Annotated in this window: 16 protein-coding genes and 2 pseudogenes; 11 read left to right on the forward strand and 7 right to left on the reverse strand. The window is 62.8% G+C overall.

Going from position 1 to position 19,255, the window contains the following annotated elements:
* Nucleotides 1-5 precede the first annotated feature (5 nt).
* Nucleotides 6-923, reverse strand: coding sequence for a LysR family transcriptional regulator (locus tag RA21_RS09450; RefSeq protein ID WP_039148101.1), 918 nt, complete (start codon nucleotides 921-923; stop codon nucleotides 6-8).
* A gap of 110 nt (nucleotides 924-1,033) precedes the next feature.
* Between RA21_RS09450 and RA21_RS09455 the strand changes: the two genes are divergently transcribed.
* The 3 genes and pseudogenes from RA21_RS09455 to RA21_RS09465 form a co-directional block, all read left to right on the forward strand.
* Nucleotides 1,034-1,999: a glutathione S-transferase family protein gene (locus RA21_RS09455; RefSeq protein WP_082008922.1), complete on the forward strand. Its 966-nt coding sequence runs from the start codon at nucleotides 1,034-1,036 to the stop codon at nucleotides 1,997-1,999.
* A gap of 62 nt (nucleotides 2,000-2,061) precedes the next feature.
* Nucleotides 2,062-2,874 carry a hypothetical protein gene (locus RA21_RS09460; RefSeq protein WP_039148104.1) on the forward strand — a complete coding sequence of 271 codons (813 nt, stop codon included), beginning with the start codon at nucleotides 2,062-2,064 and terminating at the stop codon, nucleotides 2,872-2,874.
* Between the two features lie 127 nt (nucleotides 2,875-3,001).
* Nucleotides 3,002-3,394, forward strand: a pseudogene (locus RA21_RS09465) (DsbA family oxidoreductase); the annotation flags it as partial.
* A gap of 62 nt (nucleotides 3,395-3,456) precedes the next feature.
* Here RA21_RS09465 and RA21_RS22295 read toward each other — a convergent pair.
* A pseudogene (locus RA21_RS22295) lies at nucleotides 3,457-4,241 on the reverse strand (IS3 family transposase); the annotation flags it as partial.
* On the opposite strand from RA21_RS22295, the gene RA21_RS23010 reads away from it, so the two are divergent.
* Nucleotides 4,234-4,677 (forward strand): hypothetical protein, encoded by a 444-nt coding sequence (locus RA21_RS23010; protein WP_206540058.1) that lies wholly within the window; start codon nucleotides 4,234-4,236, stop codon nucleotides 4,675-4,677. The pseudogene RA21_RS22295 and the gene RA21_RS23010 overlap by 8 nt on opposite strands.
* Here the strand turns inward: RA21_RS23010 and RA21_RS09475 are convergent.
* Entirely contained in the window at nucleotides 4,674-5,618 is a 945-nt protein-coding gene (locus RA21_RS09475) for a LysR family transcriptional regulator (RefSeq protein WP_039148109.1), read from the reverse strand. The two genes, RA21_RS23010 and RA21_RS09475, sit on opposite strands and share 4 nt — an antisense overlap.
* 116 nt (nucleotides 5,619-5,734) lie before the next feature.
* Here RA21_RS09475 and RA21_RS09480 point away from each other — a divergent pair, with 116 nt between their 5' ends.
* The 7 genes from RA21_RS09480 (at nucleotide 5,735) to speB (ending at nucleotide 13,617) form a co-directional block, all read left to right on the forward strand.
* Nucleotides 5,735-6,640: a dimethylarginine dimethylaminohydrolase family protein gene (locus RA21_RS09480; RefSeq protein WP_039148111.1), complete on the forward strand. Its 906-nt coding sequence runs from the start codon at nucleotides 5,735-5,737 to the stop codon at nucleotides 6,638-6,640.
* Nucleotides 6,637-7,878 (forward strand): Zn-dependent hydrolase, encoded by a 1,242-nt coding sequence (locus RA21_RS09485; protein WP_052257630.1) that lies wholly within the window; start codon nucleotides 6,637-6,639, stop codon nucleotides 7,876-7,878. Before RA21_RS09480 ends, RA21_RS09485 begins: the two co-directional genes overlap by 4 nt.
* A 54-nt stretch (nucleotides 7,879-7,932) precedes the next feature.
* On the forward strand, nucleotides 7,933-8,883 hold the full coding sequence (locus RA21_RS09490) for an ABC transporter substrate-binding protein (RefSeq protein ID WP_039148117.1): 951 nt from the start codon (nucleotides 7,933-7,935) through the stop codon (nucleotides 8,881-8,883).
* A 76-nt stretch (nucleotides 8,884-8,959) separates the two neighbouring features.
* Entirely contained in the window at nucleotides 8,960-10,009 is a 1,050-nt protein-coding gene (locus RA21_RS09495) for a quaternary amine ABC transporter ATP-binding protein (RefSeq protein WP_039148120.1), read from the forward strand.
* Nucleotides 10,006-11,565, forward strand: coding sequence for an ABC transporter permease (locus RA21_RS09500; protein ID WP_039148122.1), 1,560 nt, complete (start codon nucleotides 10,006-10,008; stop codon nucleotides 11,563-11,565). Before RA21_RS09495 ends, RA21_RS09500 begins: the two co-directional genes overlap by 4 nt.
* Before the next feature lie 85 nt (nucleotides 11,566-11,650).
* The gene (locus tag RA21_RS09505) at nucleotides 11,651-12,640 is read left to right on the forward strand and encodes an arginase family protein (RefSeq protein WP_039148125.1); all 990 of its coding nucleotides are present in this window, start codon (nucleotides 11,651-11,653) and stop codon (nucleotides 12,638-12,640) included.
* Nucleotides 12,637-13,617: an agmatinase gene (gene speB, locus RA21_RS09510; protein WP_039148128.1), complete on the forward strand. Its 981-nt coding sequence runs from the start codon at nucleotides 12,637-12,639 to the stop codon at nucleotides 13,615-13,617. Before RA21_RS09505 ends, speB begins: the two co-directional genes overlap by 4 nt.
* 610 nt (nucleotides 13,618-14,227) lie before the next feature.
* Here the strand turns inward: speB and RA21_RS09515 are convergent.
* From RA21_RS09515 to RA21_RS09530, 4 genes are read right to left on the reverse strand one after another with little or no spacing between them, the layout of a single operon-like run.
* On the reverse strand, nucleotides 14,228-15,415 hold the full coding sequence (locus tag RA21_RS09515) for an aromatic ring-hydroxylating oxygenase subunit alpha (protein WP_019294992.1): 1,188 nt from the start codon (nucleotides 15,413-15,415) through the stop codon (nucleotides 14,228-14,230).
* Entirely contained in the window at nucleotides 15,412-16,020 is a 609-nt protein-coding gene (locus tag RA21_RS09520) for a sarcosine oxidase subunit gamma (protein ID WP_019294993.1), read from the reverse strand. Before RA21_RS09520 ends, RA21_RS09515 begins: the two co-directional genes overlap by 4 nt.
* Entirely contained in the window at nucleotides 16,013-18,964 is a 2,952-nt protein-coding gene (locus RA21_RS09525) for a sarcosine oxidase subunit alpha family protein (protein ID WP_039148130.1), read from the reverse strand. Before RA21_RS09525 ends, RA21_RS09520 begins: the two co-directional genes overlap by 8 nt.
* Complete coding sequence (locus RA21_RS09530; RefSeq protein WP_019294995.1) at nucleotides 18,961-19,245, reverse strand: sarcosine oxidase subunit delta; 285 nt, start codon at nucleotides 19,243-19,245, stop codon at nucleotides 18,961-18,963. Before RA21_RS09530 ends, RA21_RS09525 begins: the two co-directional genes overlap by 4 nt.
* Between the last annotated feature and the right edge of the window lie 10 nt (nucleotides 19,246-19,255).

Raw genomic sequence — 19,255 nt, forward strand, 5'->3', positions numbered from 1 at the left:
TGAATTCACACACTGCCGTCCCGGTCCCAGGGTGGCTCCTCACCGCCGAGGTGTTCCAGGATGAAATCAATGAAAACCCGAACCTTGGCAGGCAGATAGCGGCGCTCCGGGTAGATGGCATAAAGGGTCTGCGATGGCAGCAGGCAGTGCGGCAGCACTCGCACCAGCCGACCCGCCGCCAGATCCGGACCGGCAGTGAAGGTCGGCAGCCGGCCGATGCCAGTGCCGCCCAGGATCGCCTCCCGCAGCGCTTCGCCGTTGTTGACGCTGTAGCTTCCGCCGGGCCGGAAGGTCTCCAATTCGCCGCCGCAGTTAAAGACCCATTCCTGAAAATCCCGGCTGTAGGAATACTGGAGGCAGTTGTGCAGGCGCAGATCGCTGACCGTTTCCGGCACACCGTGGCGCTCCAGATACGCCGGGGCGGCAACCAGGACATTGTGCAATGGCGCAATCTTGCGTGCCACCAGCGCGGAATCCGCCAGCGTGCCGCCGCGCAGCGCCAGATCGAACCCGTCGGCGAACAGGTCGGCCACCCGGTCATCCATCACCATGTCCACAGACACGCCGGGATAGCGCTCCAGAAAGCCAGAGATCAGCGGTGCCACGTGCAAGCGCCCGAAAGCCATCGGCACATTCACCCTTAGACGCCCCTTGGGTGCCTCTTGCAGCGCCAGAACGCTGTCCTCGGCCTCCTGTGCCGCCTCCTGCGCCCGGACCGCATGGGCATAGAAATGCTCTCCTGCCTCGGTCAGGCTGACATTGCGGGTGGAGCGGTGAAACAGCTGCGCCCCCAGCCGCTTCTCGATCTGGGTGATCCGCTTGCTGACTGCGGACTTGGTCACCCCCAGCCGCCGCGCGGCCGCGGCAAACCCCTGCGTTTCGGCAACCGCCACGACCACCGGGATGTCTCCCATTCCTTCCATTGGCAATCTCCGATAAGGGTGAGTTTTTTTCAACATAGGGTTTCACTTTAGCCGGATTATCGTCCGTATTGAAACCGCCTACCTTTGCCGGGTCATCAAGGAGACGAGCCATGGCAAAGATGCTGATCGACGGTGTGCTCACCGAAAAGCCGAAACCGGGCGACGGGGTATTCCGCCGCATGAGCAGCGGCTTCCGCGGATGGATCGAGCCGCGCGCGGATGCGGAGTTCCCGGCTGAAAAAGGCCGCTATCACCTCTATGTTTCCATGGCCTGTCCGTGGAGTCACCGCACCACGCTCCTGCGCGCGCTGAAAGGGCTGGAGGAGATCATCACCATCACCCAGATGCTGCCGCTGGCAGGCCCTGATGGCTGGCAGATCGACACCGCAGTGCATGATCCGGCAGCCGGGGTGCCGCAGGACGCTTACCTGTATCAGGTCTATCAGCGGGCAGATCCCGGCCACACCGGGCCGGTTACGGTGCCGGTGCTTCTGGACAAACAGACCGGCCGCATTGTCAGCAATGAGTCCGGTGACATCATGCGGATGCTGAATTCGGCCTTCGACGGGCTGACAGGCGCAACTCCGGACTTCTTTCCGCAGGAGCAGCAGCAGGACATCGACCGGATCAGCGCTGAAATCTACGCACCGGTCAACAATGGCGTCTACCGAGCAGGCTTTGCAACCACACAGGCAGCCTATGACGCGGCGATTGCCGCCATGTTCGGCAAGCTGGACGAGCTGGATGCTCTGCTTGGCACCCGCCGCTACCTGACCGGAGAGCGGATCACCGAGGCGGACTGGCGCTTGTTCACCACCCTTGTCCGCTTTGATCCGGTCTATGCGACCCATTTCAAGACCGACCGCAAGCGGATCGCCGATTACCGCAATCTCGGCCCCTATCTGCGCGATCTCTATCAGGTGCCCGGCGTAGCCGGCACGATCGATATGGAGGCGATCCGCCAGCACTATTTCCTGAGCCACCGGCACATCAACCCGCATGGGATCATCTCTGCCGGTCCGGACCAAGACCTGAGCCAGCCTCACGGCCGGGGCAGCACAACCCAATCCGCCTGAACCCGTCACCCCAAAACCGAACCGGGGCCGCTTCCCCGGAAACAAAACTGGAGAGTTCCATCATGAAACTGCTTTCGAAACTTGCCGTTGCCGCTGCCGCTTTTTGGCTGCCCGCCCAGGGATTTGCCGGCGCAGAGGACACTGCCGGCATCCTGAAACTGGAATACACAGATGGCCGCCCGGCCTCGGTTGGCGTGGAAGACGTGAACACGGTGCTCCGCAGCGTCGGGGTCCGCGTCAGCACCGTTGCACTGCCGGAACAAGCGCAGCCGGTTCTTGAAGCCTCCCGAAGCCGTGCAATTACCGCGGGGGAAGAGGCGCAGCTGATCTCCGATTTCGCACTCAGCCGCGAAGACCTGCTGGCGGAAATTGCCGCCGCAGGACGTGAGCCAACGGTCGAAAACGGCGGCTCCCTGACCACTTCGGAACCGGGCGTTGCGCCCTATCCCAAGGTCTACGACATGAACAAGATGGACGCCGAGACCCGGATCTGGGTCCACAAGAAATTCGGCCCGCTGCACATCAACCACGCCGAAGACGGCACTGGCATTGATGAGGTGATGACCATCGTCTCCGGCGGCCCCTGGGTCTGGTTCTTCGAACTGCCCGGGGATGTCATCGGCAAGCTGACCCTTGGCCATGTCGGCCCGGAGGGTGAAGCCTGGCGCATCAGCTACCCAGGCATCCGCCCGCACGGCGGCTTCCTGGACCCGGAGTATGGCCTGGTTGTTGCCTATGCGCACGGGCCGGAGCAGTTCGAGATCCACTTTGACGCGGACAATATCGCCGGTTCCCGCCTGAACGGCACCAACGCTTGGATCGACATGTCCGGGGACAAGCCTTTGCTTCTGGATGCGCCGCTGACCGGCAACTGACACTTACGCGGCTGCCGGCGGCCGAGCCGCCGGCGGTCCCTTCCCCTCTCATCCCGGTGACCTGATGAAATCCCCCGTTCTTACCATCGACTTCTTCCACGACGCGGTCTGCGGCTGGTGCTTTGTGATGTCTCCAAAGCTGCGTAAACTGGCCGCTGAATTTCCAATCCGGGTGCGCCACCGCACCTTTGTGCTGCAGGACTCGCCCGCCAAACTGGCCGCTGCCTTCGGCTCTGCGGAGAAAGCCAAATCCGCCATTCTGGGCCATTGGGAGCGATGCGCCGAACATGACGAAGGTGGCCGCATCAATGTGGAGGGGATGCGCCGCCAGCGCTTTCCCTATCCCGCCGGGAAGTTGAGCGCCAAAGCCTGCAAGGCCGCAGAGCTGCAGGCCGGGGATGCCGGGCACTGGGACTATTTTGATGCGGTGCAGGCGGCGCATTTGACAGAAAACCGGAATATTGCAGATGAAACCGTGCTGCTGGATGCGGCCCGCTCCTGCGGGCTGGATATCGGCCGGCTGCGCAAGGACATGCATAGTGCCGAAGTTGCGCAACTGGTTTCCCGGGACCGGCAGCTGAACGAAGGCACGCCGCGCAGGATGAACAGGTCGCTCAGCGCATCGATGACGTTGCCGGAGTTCAGCTTGCGATCCACGCGGATTGCCAAGCATTCTCGGCTGTATTCGTCGATGATGTTGAGCGTGCGGAACGCCCTTCCGTCATCAGTCCGGCAATGCACGAAGTCGTAAGACCAAACATGATCACGGTATTCTGGCCGTAGCCGAACGCACGATCCGTCATTCAGCCAGTGCCGCCCCTTCTTTGGTTGTTTCATGGGCACTTTCAGCCCCTCTCGTCGCCACAGCCTTTCGACCCGCTTGTCATTCACATGCCAGCCAGCATCTCTCAGCAGCGCTGCGATCCGACGATAGCCATAGCGGCCATATTGCCGGGTCAGCTCGATCATGTCGGCCACCAATCGTTCTTCATCCAGGCGACCAACTGGCACCCTACGCTGCGTGGATCGGTGTTGTCTCAGAACGCGGCACGCGCGGCGTTCCGAGACATTCAACTCACCACAAACGCGATCAATGCAAGCACGGCGACGAGCGGGGCTCAGAAGTTTCCCTTCGCGGCTTCCGCCAAGATCAGCTTGTCCAGCGTCAGATCAGAAACAGCTTTGCGAAGCCGCTCGTTCTCTTTCTGAAGCCGCTTCAGTTCCCTCAATTGGTCAGTGCCCATTCCACCGTACTTCTTCTTCCAACGGTAATAGGTCTGTTCAGTCACGCCAATCTGCCGGATCGCATCCAGACGCGGCATTCCTTACGCGGTCAGTATTTCAACCTGCCGCAACTTCGTGACAATCTCTTATGGCTTTGGTCGCTTGTTGGCCATGCGTTTCCTCCGTTTTACTAAACATAGCGGAGGACCACTTCAGTGGGGGAAGACCAGCACCTGGCTTATAAAGCCGACCAACAGCTGCGGCTTTGAACTCATCTGTGAACGTCCGTCTCGATTGTCCCATTCCATGCTCCATTCGTGGACAGGGGTAATTTACCCCGCTGTCCGTGAACAGGGACGAAGTTCATTCGCATTTGCAGCGAACTTCCGGACACCGCCCGATCTGCATGTGCTGGCCCGCGTGGTTGGTGACCAGGTATGGGACCGCTTTGGGCCGGACTTACTCTCCATGGCCTCCAGTGAGGCAGCGGCAAATTTTATGGTCGAAGCGAACTTCCACATAGAGCAACAATTTGGCATCCACCTTTTGCTGGCGGGCGCCGTCAAGACTATTATTTAGGCGCCACGGCATTCTTTGCGGTTTTTCTTGCTGACCTGACCCGCTGCCGATTTCACCAGCTGGATGAAGGTTTTGACCACCAGATTCGGCTCTTCGCCGCGTTTGCGCACCAGCTTGATCTCGGACTTCAGGTCAAACATACCATCTCCTACCGAGCGCACCCGGCCTTCACGCACCCAGATGTCGGCGAAGCTTTCCGGCAAGTAGCCGATATAGCGGCCGGTCAGCACCAGCATCGCAATGCCTTCGATCTGATGGGCGCTGGCGTTTGAAGGCAGCCCGCGGGAGACCGGCGCCACCAGGTCTTCGTTCAGGTAAGCCCGCTTGCAGAAATTCGCCTGCGGTAGCAGCTCTTCTACCCTTTCCGGCGTGTCTGCCGTGAACAGGGGATGACCACGGCTGCAATAAAGACCGATCCGCTCGAATCCCAGTGTCTCATAGATCAGCCCCGGCTTGTGCTTGTGAAACACGCCAACCCCCAGCGCGATCTGCGCATCCTGTACCGCCATCTCAATGTCATCCGGCGCCAGGGAATGCATTTCGACCTCGACCTGAGGCGCAATCCGGGTGAATTCGCCCAAGGCACCCATGATCGGCGCCTCGTTGTTGAACACCCAGTTGTCGATCGCCGCCACCGAAAGCCGCCCCACCAGCTTGCCGCGGGTGCCGTCCACCGTTTCGCCGAATTGATCCAGCGCCGCAAACAGCTTGTGCGAGGCGGCATAGACGATCTCGCCCTTGTCAGTCAGCCGGAACCCCTTGCGGCCGCGCTGGCACAGGCGCATGCCCAGCCGGGTCTCCAGATCGGCAATCTGCCGCGAAATGGTGGACGCCGAGACGTTCAAAGTGATCTGCGCCGCCGAAAACCCGCGCGCCTCCACCACCGTGCAGAACACGTAAAGCAGATGCAAATCGGCTTTGGACAGGGCGGGGGGCAGCATGGCTCCACCATACTTGTATATTTGTAAAAGTTAAGTCTTTTAGTTTGTAATTTAATAAAAGAGAAACCCAGTCAATCCTGTCTCCCAAGCATGTAAATACTGGGAGGTTGAGCAGCATGGATGCGATCACGACAACAGCGAAACGCTGGGGGATCAACAACGACTATGCCAAGCTGACGGATGTTTTGCTGGGCAGGCCGGAGTACTTCAAATGGGTCGAAGCCGGCCCGCTGATCGGCCGCACCCTGGCCAATGCGCATAAGACCGGCGTGCAGTTCGATCTGCAGCTGGCGATGAAGCAGCATTCCGAGATGGTGTCGATCTACGAGGAGGCCGGTGTCACCTGCCACTACCTCGACAGCGACGCGGTGCTGCACCGCAACTTCTTTGCCCGCGACAGTTCAGCCATGACCCCTTGGGGCGCGCTGATCTGCCATATGCAGCTGAAATGCCGCCGGGCGGATTACGCCACCGCAATCAAGTTCTATCAGGACAATGATATCCCGATCTGGAAGTTCGCCACCGCGGGCCATTTCGAAGGCGGCGATTTCAACATCATCGAGCCGGGCCGGGTGCTGATCGGCTATTGCGGCGAGCGGTCCGAGAAAGAGGGCTCGGAACAGGTCGCCGAATTTGTCCGCGCCGAAGGCTGGGAGGCCGTGGTCGCCCCGATCAGCCGCGAGTTTGTGCATATGGACGGGCTGATCGTACCGCTGGCCGAGAAACTGGCGGTGGCCTGCATCGACGCGATGGAGCCCTGGCTGGTGGATATCGTCAAGGGTTGGGGGATTGAGATCGTCGATGTCTCCTATGCCGAGGCCAAGAACCTGGGCGTGAACCTGGTGGCCTTGGGCGACGGCAAGGTGCTGTCGATGGCCGGCGCCAAGGACCTGAACGCCAAGATGCTCGCCCTGGGGTTTGAGGTCTACGACCCCGATATGTCGATGTTCACCCTCGGCGGCGGCGGCGTGCATTGCCTGAGCCAGGCGCTCTGCCGTGAATACACCCCCCAAAGCGCATGAGCAGCAACCATCGCATAAACGGCGCCCGGCTGTGGCAGAGCATAATGGAGATGGCCAAGATCGATGCCTTGCCTGGCGGCGGCTGCGGGCGGCTCACGCTCACCGACGGTGATCTGAAGGCGCGCGAGCTGTTCACCCGCTGGTGCGAGGATGCGGGCTGCACAGTCACCTATGACCGGCTAGGCAATATGTTTGCCCGCCGGGAAGGCCGCGACCCGGATGCGCTGCCGGTTGCTATCGGCAGCCATCTGGACACCCAGCCGCATGGCGGCAAGTTCGACGGCATCTTTGGCGTTCTGGCTGGGCTGGAAGTGGTGCGCACGTTGAACGATCTGGGGCTGGAAACCGATGCTCCCATCGAAATTGTCAACTGGACCAACGAGGAAGGCGCGCGGTTTGCGCCGGCGATGCTGTGCTCCGGAGTTTATGCGGGGCTGTTTGATCTGGACTTTGCCCTGAGCCGTGAAGATGCAGACGGCCTGCGCTTTGGCGACGCGCTTGAGCGGATCGGCTACGCAGGCACTGAAGCTTGCGGAGACAACAAGTTTGGCGCCTTTCTGGAGGCCCATATCGAGCAAGGCCCGGTGCTGGAGCACCACGGCGAAGTGATCGGCGTGGTCACCGGCGGCCAGGGGCAGCGCTGGTATGACGTCACAGTGACGGGCCGTGATGCCCATTCCGGCTCCACACCGATGCCGGGGCGCAGCGATGCGCTGGTGGCTGCGGCCAGGCTGATCCAGGCGGTACAGCATATCGCGCTGGACAACGGCCCGGATGGGGTCGGCACGGTGGGTGAGCTGCACGTTAATCCGAACTCCCGCAATACGATACCGGGCGAAGTGCGTTTCACCATAGACTTCCGCCATCCCGATGATGAGGTCCTGAGTGTAATGGACACCTCTCTCCTGGCCCAGGTCGGTGCCGAAAAAGATGCCAAAGTGGAACTGGAGATGATCTGGCACAACCCGCCGGTCCGTTTTGACACAGCGTGCGTCGATGCCATTGAAACTGCAGCGGAGGCGCAGAAACTGCCCTATCGCCGGATGGTTTCAGGCGCCGGTCATGACGCCTGCCAGGTGGCAAGGAAGGTGCCAACCGCAATGGTGTTTGTGCCTTGCCGGGACGGGCTCAGCCATAATGAGGCGGAATGGGCGGAACCGGAACACCTGGAGGCTGGCTGCAACGTGCTGCTGCAGGCCGCCCTCACGCTTTCAAGACAAATGGCCCCGGCGTCGTGATCACACGCTCGAGGCAAAAAAACACAAAGTGATCATCCAATCAGGGAGACTGACATGACCAAAACCAAGACACTGGCAGCCGCTGCATTAACAGCCGCGCTCGGCACGTCCGCCATGGCGCAGGATGTGGTGATCGGGGTGCCGAACTGGGCCTCGGTCCGCGGCACCGCGCATATCCTCAAGGTGGCGCTGGAGGACAACCTGGGCCTCTCGGTCGAGCTGCAGAACGGCACCAACCCGATCATCTTCGAGGCGATGGATTCCGGTGCCATGCATGTGCATCCGGAGGTCTGGCTGCCCAACCAGCAGAACCTGCACGACACATTTGTCACCGGCAAGGGCTCGGTGGCGCTGAACCCGAACGCGGTGCTGTCGGACCAGCAGATTTGCGTCACCAAGGACACCCAAGAGCGCACCGGCATCTCCGCGCTCAGCGATCTGACCGACCCGGATATGGCCGCCAACTTTGACACCGATGGCGATGGCCGCGGCGAGATGTGGATCGGCGGGGCAGGTTGGGCCTCGACCAATGTCGAAAAGATCCGCGCCAAGTCTTATGGCTATGACGAGACCATGAACCTGATGGAGATGGACGAGACCCTGGCGCTGGCGCAGGTCGACAACGCGGTGGCGCAGGGGCAGAACATCGTCTTTTACTGCTATACGCCGCACCACATGTTCTCGCTCTACGATCTGGTGCCACTGTCTGAGCCTGCCTATGACGCCGCAGAATGGGACGTGAAACAGCCCACTGACGACCCGAACTGGCTGGAGAACTCCAAGGCCGGCACTGCCTGGGACGCGGCCAAGCTGCATGTGTTCTATGCCGCAAGCTTGGCAGACAGCCAGCCGGAAGCCGCCGACATGCTGAGCAAGGTGAAACTCACCACCGAACAGGTGAACGCCGTGGTCTATGCGCTGTCGGTCGACGGCCAGGACCCGGCTGAATTTGCCCGCAAATGGGTCGATGAAAACACCGATCTGGTGGACTCCTGGTTCCAGTAAACGCCGGAATCTAAGGGCCACAGGCGGGCGGCACGGCTGCCCGCCAAACGAACCGGGACATCCGGAGACTGAGCTTATGACTGACAATGTGATCACGCTGGACGGTGTGTGGAAAATATTCGGGCCGAATGCTGATGCTGCCATGGCGGCGATCCGCGAACGGGGCCTGGGCAAATCCGAGGTGCTGGAGGAATTCAACTGCGTCGTCGGCATCGCCGATGTGTCCTTTGAGGTGAAGCGCGGCGAGATCTTCTGTGTGATGGGGCTGTCTGGTTCCGGCAAATCCACCATGGTGCGCCACCTGAACCGGCTGATCGAACCCACGGCGGGCAATATTTCGGTGATGGGCCGGGACATGCTGACCCTGTCGGACGCTGAATTGCGCGAGATGCGGGCGATGAACATTGGCATGGTGTTCCAGCACATGGCGCTGCTGCCGCACCGCACCGTGCGCGACAACGTGGGCTTCCCGCTGCAGGTTCGCGGCGAGCCGAAATCCACCCGCTGGGAAGTCTCGCAGCGCTGCCTGGACAAGGTGAACCTGACCGGATTTGAGGACCGTTTCCCGCGCGAGCTCTCCGGCGGCATGCAGCAGCGGGTCGGTCTGGCCCGCGCGCTGGCCTCGGACCCGGATGTGCTGCTGATGGATGAGCCGTTCTCGGCGCTGGATCCGCTGATCCGCCGACAGCTGCAGGATCAGTTCATGAAGCTGTCCGCAGAGCTGAATAAGACCACGGTCTTCATCACCCACGACCTGGACGAGGCGATCCGTATCGGCAACCGCATCGCCATCATGAAGGACGGCCGCATCGTGCAGATCGGCACCCCGGAAGAGATCGTCACCCAGCCCGCCGACGACTATGTGCGGGACTTTGTCGAGGGCATCTCGAAACTGAAACTGGTCTTTGCCCATTCGATTATGGTGCCGATCAGCGAATACAAACCGACCCGGCCCGTCGATTTCGGCGAAAGCCCGCGGGCGCATCACGGAACCGATCTGGACCAGCTGATCGACATCGCAACCTCAACCGAGAACGTGATTGTCATCACCGGCGATGACGGCGCCGACATCGGCGTGGTCGACCGCGCCACGCTGCTGAAAGGCATTCAGGGGGGCAAGGCATGAAGGATACGAATTTTCAATCGCCCGATCTGAGTGTAGAAGAATTTGCCGTCGAAAACGGCCCCTACTACGCCCGCGAATTCGCACGCATCCAGGGCAAGACCGGCTTTGCCTGGTCCTGGAACACCATGGCCGCCGTCTGCGGCCCGCTGTGGGGTGCGGCGCGGGGCGCCTGGGGCTTTTTCTGGATGTTCCTGGTGCTGGAGCTGTTTGCCCTGGTGCAGATCGGCCGCGGCCTGTGGGGTGAACTCGGTGCCGATCAGCTGGCCCGCTATGAGCGCCTGCTGGGCAACATCGCCAAACGCGAGGCGCAGGCGGCAGACCTGACTACCGCGGGCGATGCTGCCGGGGCAGCCGCCAAGATGAAAATCGCCGACAACTTGCGCGCCGCCGCCGACAAGGCTCTGGAAGCCGCCAATGCCGCTAGCAGCACCGCGCTGGCCATTCTGCTGACCGGCGTTGCCCTGATGGCACTGATCAAACTGGCCGAGGGCTTCTATGCCAACACCGCCTATGAGGCCCAGTATCTGCGCTGGCGCTCCGGCCAGAAGGCACAGTCAGGCATGAGCCGCAACGGGCTGATTTTCGGCTCCATCGGCCTCTTGGCAATCTGGCCGCTGACCCTAGTCCGCTTCACCGTTGCCAAGCCGGACGAGGCGATGGCGTGTGTCACCGGCGGCCTCTTGGGCGAGCGGCTGCCGATCACCGAGTTCCCGGTCGGCAAGGAATACTTCGCCGCCTTGTCCAAGAAAGGCGATGCCGGCTTCGACTGGCTAGCCAATAATTTCGGCGACGTGTTCGACGGGGTGACCGCCGGAATCCGCTGGGTGCTGGACGGGCTCGAGGTGCTGCTGATCCAGACCCCCTGGCCGGTTGTGATGTTCGTGACCGTGGTGATGGCGCTGCGCCTGGCCGGGCCGCGGGTGGCGATCTTCACCGCTGCCTCGCTCGCCTACCTCGCCTTCATGGGGCTGTGGGAGCTGGCAATGATCACCGTGGCGCTGATTGGCGCGGGGGCCTTCCTCTGTGTGGCAATCGGCATTCCGCTCGGCATCTGGTTCGGCAAGTCCAAACGGGCATATGCGATTGCAGAACCTGTGCTGGACTTCATGCAGACCATGCCCGCTTTTGTCTACCTGATCCCAATCATTGCCTTCTTTGGCACCGGCAAGCCGCCGGGGGTGCTGGCCACACTGGTCTTTGCGATGCCGCCGGTGATCCGCCTGACCGCCCTTGGCATGCGCGGCGTGCCTGAAGCCACCAAGGAAGCCGCCGTCGCCTTTGGCTGCTCCCGCCGCCAGCTGTTGTTCAACGTCGAGCTGCCGCTGGCACTGCCCTCGATCATGACCGGCATCAACCAAACCATCCTGATGTCGCTGTCGATGGTGGTGATCGCCTCGCTGATCGGCGCCGAAGGCCTGGGCGCCCTGATCCTGGAAGCGCTGCAATACGCGGCCAAAGGCCAGGGTCTCTTGGGCGGTCTCGCCATCCTGTTCTGCGCCATGGTCATCGACCGCATCGCCCAGGGCGCCTACCGCAGAAAAGCCGGCGAAAGCTAACCCCTCCCCCGGGCTGTCCCGGACTGCCCCGGTGCTGCAACTTTGGCATCGGGGCCTTTTCTACTCTAACCCGGAAAGGCTGCACATGACTGACGAGCATCTGAAATCCATGATGGAGAACCTCTATTGGTGGGGCATCCCCACCATGTTCCGCTGTCCCAACGAAGAACCGCAGGGCCAGGACATCGCCCTGGTCGGCGTGCCCCATTCCACCGGCAACGGCACCACCGAACGCGACCAGCACCTGGGGCCGCGCGCGCTGCGCAATGTTTCCGCCATCGGGCGCCGGATGCACGGCGAGTTCCGGCTGAACCCGTGGGAAGCCGCCAAGATCGCCGACATCGGCGACGTGCCTTTTCCCCGCGCCAACGACAACGAGGACTGCATCGAGCAGATCACCCGCTTCTACCAGGAAATCGACGCGGCCGGCGCCCGCCCGGTGTCCATCGGCGGTGACCACTCGATCACCGGCGGCATCGTGCAGGCTTTGGGCTGCGGCCAGATTACCAAGGGCGAGCCGGTCTGCTTCCTGCATTTCGATGCCCACACGGACGTCTTCACCAAGGTCGACCACTTCCTGGGCGCCAAGAAATCCGCCGCCCATTGGGGCGCCTATCTGGTGGATCAGGGCAAGGTCGACCCGCACCATTCCATGCAGATCGGCATCCGCGGCCATGCCCGCACACTGGACTGGCTGGAGCCGTCTTATGACTATGGCTACAACGTTGTCCCCATGAAGGAGTTCCGCAAGCGCGGAGTTGAGGATGTGGCGGCACAGATCAAGGAAGTCATGGCGGGCCGCCCGGTCTACATCACTTTCGACCTCGACAGCCTGGACCCGACAATTGCGCCGGCCGTTTCCAACCTGGAGCCGGGCGAGAAGGGGTTCGACATCGACGAGGCGGTGGCCCTTCTGCACGCCGTGCGCGGCATGAACATCGTCGGCGGCGATATCGTCTGCATGATGCCGACCAAGGATAGCCCGAACCAGATCACCGCCCTGACCGCCTCTGCTATCATGTTCGAGATGATCTCTATGATTGCGGAAAACGTGAAGAACGGAGCCACAGCATGACTCAAAAAGGCGATGACTTCTTCCAGCCGGTATCCGCCATGGAGCTGCCCCGGTTCGCCGGGGTGCCGACCTTCATGCGGCTGCCCTCGCTGACCCCGGACCACCCGCGCTACGAAGACGTGCAGATGGGGCTGGTCGGCGTGCCTTGGGACGGCGGCACCACCAACCGGCCCGGCGCCCGGCATGGGCCGCGTCAGCTGCGCGACTATTCCACCATGATCCGGGCGATGAATCCGGTGACCGGCGTGAACCCCTTTACCACCGTCAACTGCGCCGACTTGGGCGATGTGCCGCCCAATCCTGTTGATATCCAGGACAGTCTGGAACGGATCACCGCCTATTACAGCGCCTTCAAGGCGGCCGGAATCACACCGATGACCGCGGGCGGCGACCACCTGATCACCCTGCCGATCCTGCGCGCGCTGGCTTCGGGCGGGCCGCTGGGGCTGGTGCAATTCGACAGCCACACCGACCTCTTCGACAGCTATTTCGGCGGCTATAAATACACCCACGGCACCCCCTTCCGCCGCGCGGTGGAGGAAGGGCTGGTCGATCCCAAACGCTTTGTCCAAGTGGGGATCCGCGGCACCGCCTATAACACCGAAGACATCGAGTGGGGCCTGGAGCAAGGCATCCGCATCATCCGCGTGGAAGAGCTGTTCGACCGCGGCATCAAGGACGTGATGGAAGAGGTGCGCGGCATCCTTGGCGGCCAGTCCGCCTATTGCACCTATGACATCGACTTTGTCGATCCCACCTATGCGCCCGGCACAGGCACGCCCGAGATCGGCGGCCCCAACAGCTTCCAGGCCCAGCAGGTGATCCGCGAGTTGGCGGGCGCCAACCTGATCGGTGCCGACCTGGTCGAGGTCGCACCCCCCTTTGACGAGAGCGGCAGCACAGCCTGGCTGGGCATCTCACTGATGTTCGAACTTATGTGTGTGCTCTCGCAGTCCATGGCACACCGAATGGGGTGAGCCCGGAGTGTCTTCGCCCCCAATAAAGGGTCACTAATTGACCGATCGGGTATGATACGTTGAGTTCGAATGTACGCTCTGTGGATGCAGCACTGCAGAAGGTCAATTGTTCGCAGAGGTCGGCTTAGGGCCAATCAGGTTCCGAAGGGCGAAGACGGTTCGCAACTTTGCAGCGGCGGCTTCCTGCGCATCGCGTCACTTGGTGTGGAGCGCAGCATCAGCCGGGGCAGCCGCCACCTGCTGGATGGCTGCTTTCGGGAAAAATGGCCCAAATGCTTCGCACCCGCATCGGAGCTGGCACAGCGCCTGATACGAAGGTCGCGTTTGGGCTGCCTATCGTCATTCACGCCTGGCGCGGCGAACGCCCGGTCGGAGCCCATTTTTAACCTAGCGAGCAGCTGCAGCACTTCGCAACTGCAGCGAGATTGCTCGCGAAAGACTGACTGACACCGGCCCGTACCATCTATACTGGATGCTGTACAGCTCGCGGCCGAAGGAGACATTGGTCAACTCCGTAAATTGAGACAGCGCCAAGGAGGGGGTAGCAGAGCGCAGACCACCGCAGGTGCAGCTCTGCTTTCCTTGCAGCAGCTGATTGCAAAGGGCCGGTTCAGTCTTGCCGCCTCTCTGGAGATGCGTCTGACAGGCTGCCCTTGCACAGTTGTGCGGCAAGGTATTGCTGGAAGTACCAAACCGTGCGCTCCTTCGGCGACAGCCTCCCGGGTGCCGCGGCCAGCGCCTTGGCGTTCTGTGCGATGCCGCCGATGATCGGCTTGTCCTCTTCGTTGATGCGGTCGAATCCTGTCTTCAGCTCTGCGGCATAGGCCGCGCGCTCCTCCGGATCTTCCGGCACCGCGCCGGGGTAGTAATCTGCCCCCCAGAATACCTTGACCCTATCGGTGCCATAGGGTTGCAGCGACAGCCAGAAGGTGCGCTCAGCCACAACCGACATCACATGGCAGGGGAATATCGCCGACAGTACCGCTTTTTCGCGCTCCTCACCGGTCAGCAGCGGATTGTCCACCTGCATATCCGAATTGCGTTCATAGGATTTGCCGGGCACCCTGCCCTGCTCATAAAGGCTGTAGGCCGCGCCGCCATGCATCGCATTGGCCAGCCGGGTCGGCATCGCCGGTTCGATGGTCTGGGCGTGGGCCACAAACAGGTGATAGCCCTCCGTGAAATTCTGCACCAGGATCTTCCAGTTGGTGTCCCAGATCTCCTCAGCCCGGAACAGGGTGCGGTACTTCGGCAGCTGGTAATTCTCCAGTCGCTTGGTCAGGCCAGCCAGCCGCGGCCCCAGAGGCGCGGCATCGGGATCAAGCGAGACATAGACCCAGCCTTGCCAGACCTCGACCTGGAACTGCGGCAGGCAGACCTCCTTCTTGTTGAAATTGTCGCGCATATGGGCGGCGCCGATCAACTGGCCATCAAGGTTGTAGGTCCAGGCGTGGTAAGGGCAGCTGATCCGGCCGCGTATATTGCCCGCACCCTCCAACAGCGTCGCCATCCGGTGGCGGCAGACATTGGACATCGCTCGCAGCACCCCGTCGCGGTCCCGCAGCACCACTACCGGATCGCGCCCGATGGTGGTGGCGCGGTAATCGCCGGGGTTTTCGTATTCGTCCACCCGGCCGACGCAGAACCATTCGTGATTGAAGATCTCGTCCAGTTCCAGTTCCAGGAACTCCGGCGAGGTATAGACCTGCGGCGGCGTCGCCTCGGCCAGCTCATCCGGCAGCGCGGCATTGCGCGCCACCGCATCCAACAGCTCATCAACAGACATGCGGGGGGTCATTCCAGCTCTCCTTCTGCAGGAATAAAGGGGGTTTCGCGCGTTTTCAGCCCGTATTGCAGGGCGCTGCCCTCCAGCAACTCCCGCAGCGAGGCGGCAAAGCTGCTCGGCAGAGCCAGGGTAAAGCCCGCATTGGTGCGCCACAGGGTGACGCCAACGTGGTGAAAGGCGGTGGAGGTGGCGCAGCCAGCAGGAAAGGCAGAGGGGCGCAGATCCAGCGGCAGAAAATGGTTGAGCAGCTTGCCCGCCTGCGGGCCGGACACCCGCACTAGGGTCCGGGCACTGGACAGATCCAGAACGGCGCAGGCGCGGCTGCCTTGCACTGGTGCATGTGTTTGGCCCGCGCGCTGCAGCAGCCACCATTTCAACGGCTCGGCCCGCAACAGCATGCCGCCCGTGCCCTGCTCCACACGGCCCGGCCCCGGCGCTGCGCCGCAACCTGCGGCGGCAGAAGCCAACGCACCGGCCTCTGCCAGCGTTTCCGGCCAGGCGGCGATCTGGGTCAGTCTGAAGCCCGTCAGCAGGCTCAGCGTGACACCCGCAGGCCCCGGCTTGCCGCCGCGCCCCGGCGCCAGCTGCGCCTGAAGTGTATTTATCTGGTCATCCATGCATCCGTTCTCCTTCCGGATCGAACATGTGAGGGGAAACAACCTCGACCTCGACCGGGCCGCCGCGCACCGGGTCGCTGGCCATCAGCGTCCGCCCGGTCCAGGCCTCGTGGCCGCCCGCGACATAGCCCAGCCCGATCCAGTGGCCGAGCGCCGGCGAATGCGTCACCGCAGTGACCCAGCCTTCACCGAACCCCTCGCCCTCATCTGGCCTGCACAGCAGCGCCCCGCCATTGAAGGTCTGGCTGCGATCCTTCGGGAAAATCCCCGCCAGCTGCGGCCGGTCCGCGCGCTGCAGCTCCGGGCGGTCCTGCAGCACCTTGCCGATATAAGGTTTCTTCGCAGACGCCATCTTGCCCAGCCCGGCATCGAGGATCGTGACCCGCCCGTCCAGCTCTGCGCCGGTGACATGGCCCTTCTCGATCCGTAGCGTCCCCAGCGCCTCCAGCCCGTACAGACAGCCGCCCAGGCGGGAGGTTTCCCCCCACAGCTGGTTCATCATCGCTTCGCCGTGACCGGCAGGAACATACAGCTCATAGGCCAATTCGCCCGAAAAGCTGATCCGCGCGATCAGCGCCTCAGTCCCGTCCTGCAGCTGCGTCCGGGCAACGCCCATGAACGGCAGCGCCTGTGCAGATACTGCCGCCGGATCCGCCAGGCAGGCAGCCAGCGCCTTGCGCGACTTCGGCCCGGCAATCGAAACACCCGCCCATTGATCGGAAACCGAGGTCAGATGCACCCGCAGCTCCGGCCAGCGGGTCTGCAGCAGCTCCTCCAGCCAGACCATGACCTTGCCAGCCCCGGTGGTGGTGGTGGTCATCAGAAAGTCATCTTCCGCCAGCCGCCAGGTGGTGCCGTCGTCCATCACCATGCCGTCGTCGCGCAGCATGATACCGTAACGCGCCTTGCCCACCGCCAGCTTGGCAAAGCCATTGGTATAGACGCGGTTCAGAAACTCCGCCGCATCCGGCCCCTGCACCGCGATCTTGCCCAGCGAACTGACGTCGCAGATACCAAGAGTTTCGCGCACCGTTGCGGCCTCGCGCACATAGACCTCAGCAATGGTTTCGCCGTCTTTGGCAAAATACCAGGGCCGGTGCCACAGGCCCGCGTCGGTCATGGTGGCGCCGTGGCGCAGGTTCCAATCATGCAGCGGTGTGCGGCGCAGGGCTTTGAAATGGCCATGCACGTTGCGCCCCGCCAGCGCGCCGATGGCAACCGGCGTGTAAGGCGGGCGGAAGCGGGTGGTGCCCACCGCCGGGATCTCCTTGCCCAGAGCCTCTGCCATAAGCGCCAGGCCAACGACATTGCCCATCTTGCCCTGATCGGTGGCCATGCCCAGCGTGGTGTAGCGTTTCAGATGCTCGACAGAGACAAACCCTTCCTGATGCGCCAGCCGCACGTCTTCGCCGGTGACATCATGCTGCGGATCGACAAATGCCTTGGGTTTGCTGCCCGACAGCCGTACTTCGTAAAGCGGCGCGATGGGCGCACCCCAGCCGCCCGGCGCAGGGCCGGCAGCCTCAATCCCCATGGCGCGTTTCGCCGCCGCTTCGCCGGAGGCTTCGCAGGCCCCGCGGTCCCAGATGCCGGCCGCCGCGCCTGCCATGAACAGCGGCTCTGCGCAGTCTCCGCCCAGAAAACAGGCCAGCTCCGCATTCCATTCGGGTTTGACGCCGCGGTGCGATGCCAGGTTCACCACCGGCGACCAGCCGCCCGAAACCAGCAGCAGATCGCAATACTCACTGCCCGCCGCCTGCCAGCCGGACTCGGTGCGCCGCGCAAATTGCACGGATTTGACGCCTGAACGGCCCTTTGCCTCCAGCGGCGCCAGTCCGCCGCGCAGCCTGACCCCGGAGGGGACGTCAAGGCTAGTCCGCTGGCGCGCATCCGCCAGCACCACTTCTGCCCCGGCAGCCGCCAGTTCACCAGCGGTCCGGTAAGCGCTGTCGTTGCAGGTCGCGACCACCACCCGCTGCCCCGGCAGGACGCCGAAACGGTTCAGATAAGCCCGCCCCGCTGCTGCCGTCATCACCCCCGGACGGTCATTGCCACCAAAGGCGATAGAGCGTTCCAGCGCGCCGGCTGCCAGCACCGTGGCGCCTGCCCGCACTGTCCAGAAGCGCTGCCGCGGCAGGTAGGGCGCAGGCTCCGCCAGGTGGTCCGCGACACGCTCCACCATCCCTGCAGTGCCGTTGTCATAAAGCCCGAAAACCGTGGTTCGCGGCATCACCCGCACACCCGCGCGGCCAACCGCCTCGATCAAGGCCAGACGGTCCGGTTCGGCGGAGGGATCATTCAGCAGATCCCCACCCAATTCAAAATCCTGTTCCGCCAGGATCACGTCGCGGCCCACCTCCGCCGCGGTCAGCGCCGCGCGCAGGCCCGCAGGCCCCGCCCCAACAACCAGCACATCGCAATAGGCATGCACGTGGTCATAGCAATCCGGATCTGCCTCGCGAGAGGCAGCCCCCATGCCCGCCGCCTTGCGGATCAGCGCCTCGTATTTCATCCAGAGCCCGGTGCCCTGCCCCCATTCAAACGGCGGCAGCCCCATGAAGGTCTTGTAATAGAACCCGGCCGAGAAGAACCGGCCAAAGAGCCCGTTCACCGCGCCTGCATCAAAGCGCACATTGGGCCAGGCGTTCTGGCCCTGCGCCTCCAGCCCCTGAAACAGCTCCTGCATGGTAGCCTTGACGTTCGGCTCTGCTCTCGCACCGCTGCCAACGGTGACGATGGCCCCGGACTCCTCCACCCCCGCCGACATGATCCCGCGGGGGCGGTGATACTTGAAGGACCGCCCCAGGACCCGCTCACCATTGGCCATCAGCGCCGAGGCCAACGTATCTCCCGCATAACCCTGCAACGCTTTGCCGTCCCAATGGAACGACAGCGGCTTGCTCCGGTCGATCCGCCCGCCGCGGTCCAGCCGCCGCGCGGTCATTGCCCGCTCTCCAGCGCCGCGGCCAGTCCCGGATGGGCGGGCGCCACACTGCGGATTTCATGGGTCATCGTGTCCCGCTCCACCTTTATCCACATGCGGCAGCCATGCACATGCTGCCAGGTCTCCAACTGCAGGCCGCAGATGTTTTCGCGCAGGAAAACCGCGTCGTGCCAGTCCTGCACCGGCGCATCAAGCGCCGGGTATTCGATAGAGCCGTCACCGCCATAGCTGAATTCGGCATGGTCGCGAGGACCGCAAAAGGGACAGGATATCCGGATCATGGCTTACCTC

The organism is Leisingera sp. ANG-DT (assembly GCF_000813785.1).
GTDB lineage: Bacteria > Pseudomonadota > Alphaproteobacteria > Rhodobacterales > Rhodobacteraceae > Leisingera.

Excerpts from the sequence above, each read along its gene's own strand:
- RA21_RS09450 (WP_039148101.1), bottom strand. The coding sequence starts at position 923 with ATGGAAGGAATGGGAGACATCCCGGTGGTCGTGGCGGTTGCCGAAACG.
- RA21_RS09455 (WP_082008922.1), top strand. The coding sequence starts at position 1,034 with ATGGCAAAGATGCTGATCGACGGTGTGCTCACCGAAAAGCCGAAACCG.
- RA21_RS09460 (WP_039148104.1), top strand. The coding sequence starts at position 2,062 with ATGAAACTGCTTTCGAAACTTGCCGTTGCCGCTGCCGCTTTTTGGCTG.
- RA21_RS09475 (WP_039148109.1), bottom strand. The coding sequence starts at position 5,618 with ATGCTGCCCCCCGCCCTGTCCAAAGCCGATTTGCATCTGCTTTACGTG.
- RA21_RS09480 (WP_039148111.1), top strand. The coding sequence starts at position 5,735 with ATGGATGCGATCACGACAACAGCGAAACGCTGGGGGATCAACAACGAC.
- RA21_RS09485 (WP_052257630.1), top strand. The coding sequence starts at position 6,637 with ATGAGCAGCAACCATCGCATAAACGGCGCCCGGCTGTGGCAGAGCATA.
- RA21_RS09490 (WP_039148117.1), top strand. The coding sequence starts at position 7,933 with ATGACCAAAACCAAGACACTGGCAGCCGCTGCATTAACAGCCGCGCTC.
- RA21_RS09495 (WP_039148120.1), top strand. The coding sequence starts at position 8,960 with ATGACTGACAATGTGATCACGCTGGACGGTGTGTGGAAAATATTCGGG.
- RA21_RS09500 (WP_039148122.1), top strand. The coding sequence starts at position 10,006 with ATGAAGGATACGAATTTTCAATCGCCCGATCTGAGTGTAGAAGAATTT.
- RA21_RS09505 (WP_039148125.1), top strand. The coding sequence starts at position 11,651 with ATGACTGACGAGCATCTGAAATCCATGATGGAGAACCTCTATTGGTGG.
- speB (WP_039148128.1), top strand. The coding sequence starts at position 12,637 with ATGACTCAAAAAGGCGATGACTTCTTCCAGCCGGTATCCGCCATGGAG.
- RA21_RS09515 (WP_019294992.1), bottom strand. The coding sequence starts at position 15,415 with ATGACCCCCCGCATGTCTGTTGATGAGCTGTTGGATGCGGTGGCGCGC.
- RA21_RS09520 (WP_019294993.1), bottom strand. The coding sequence starts at position 16,020 with ATGGATGACCAGATAAATACACTTCAGGCGCAGCTGGCGCCGGGGCGC.
- RA21_RS09525 (WP_039148130.1), bottom strand. The coding sequence starts at position 18,964 with ATGACCGCGCGGCGGCTGGACCGCGGCGGGCGGATCGACCGGAGCAAG.
- RA21_RS09530 (WP_019294995.1), bottom strand. The coding sequence starts at position 19,245 with ATGATCCGGATATCCTGTCCCTTTTGCGGTCCTCGCGACCATGCCGAA.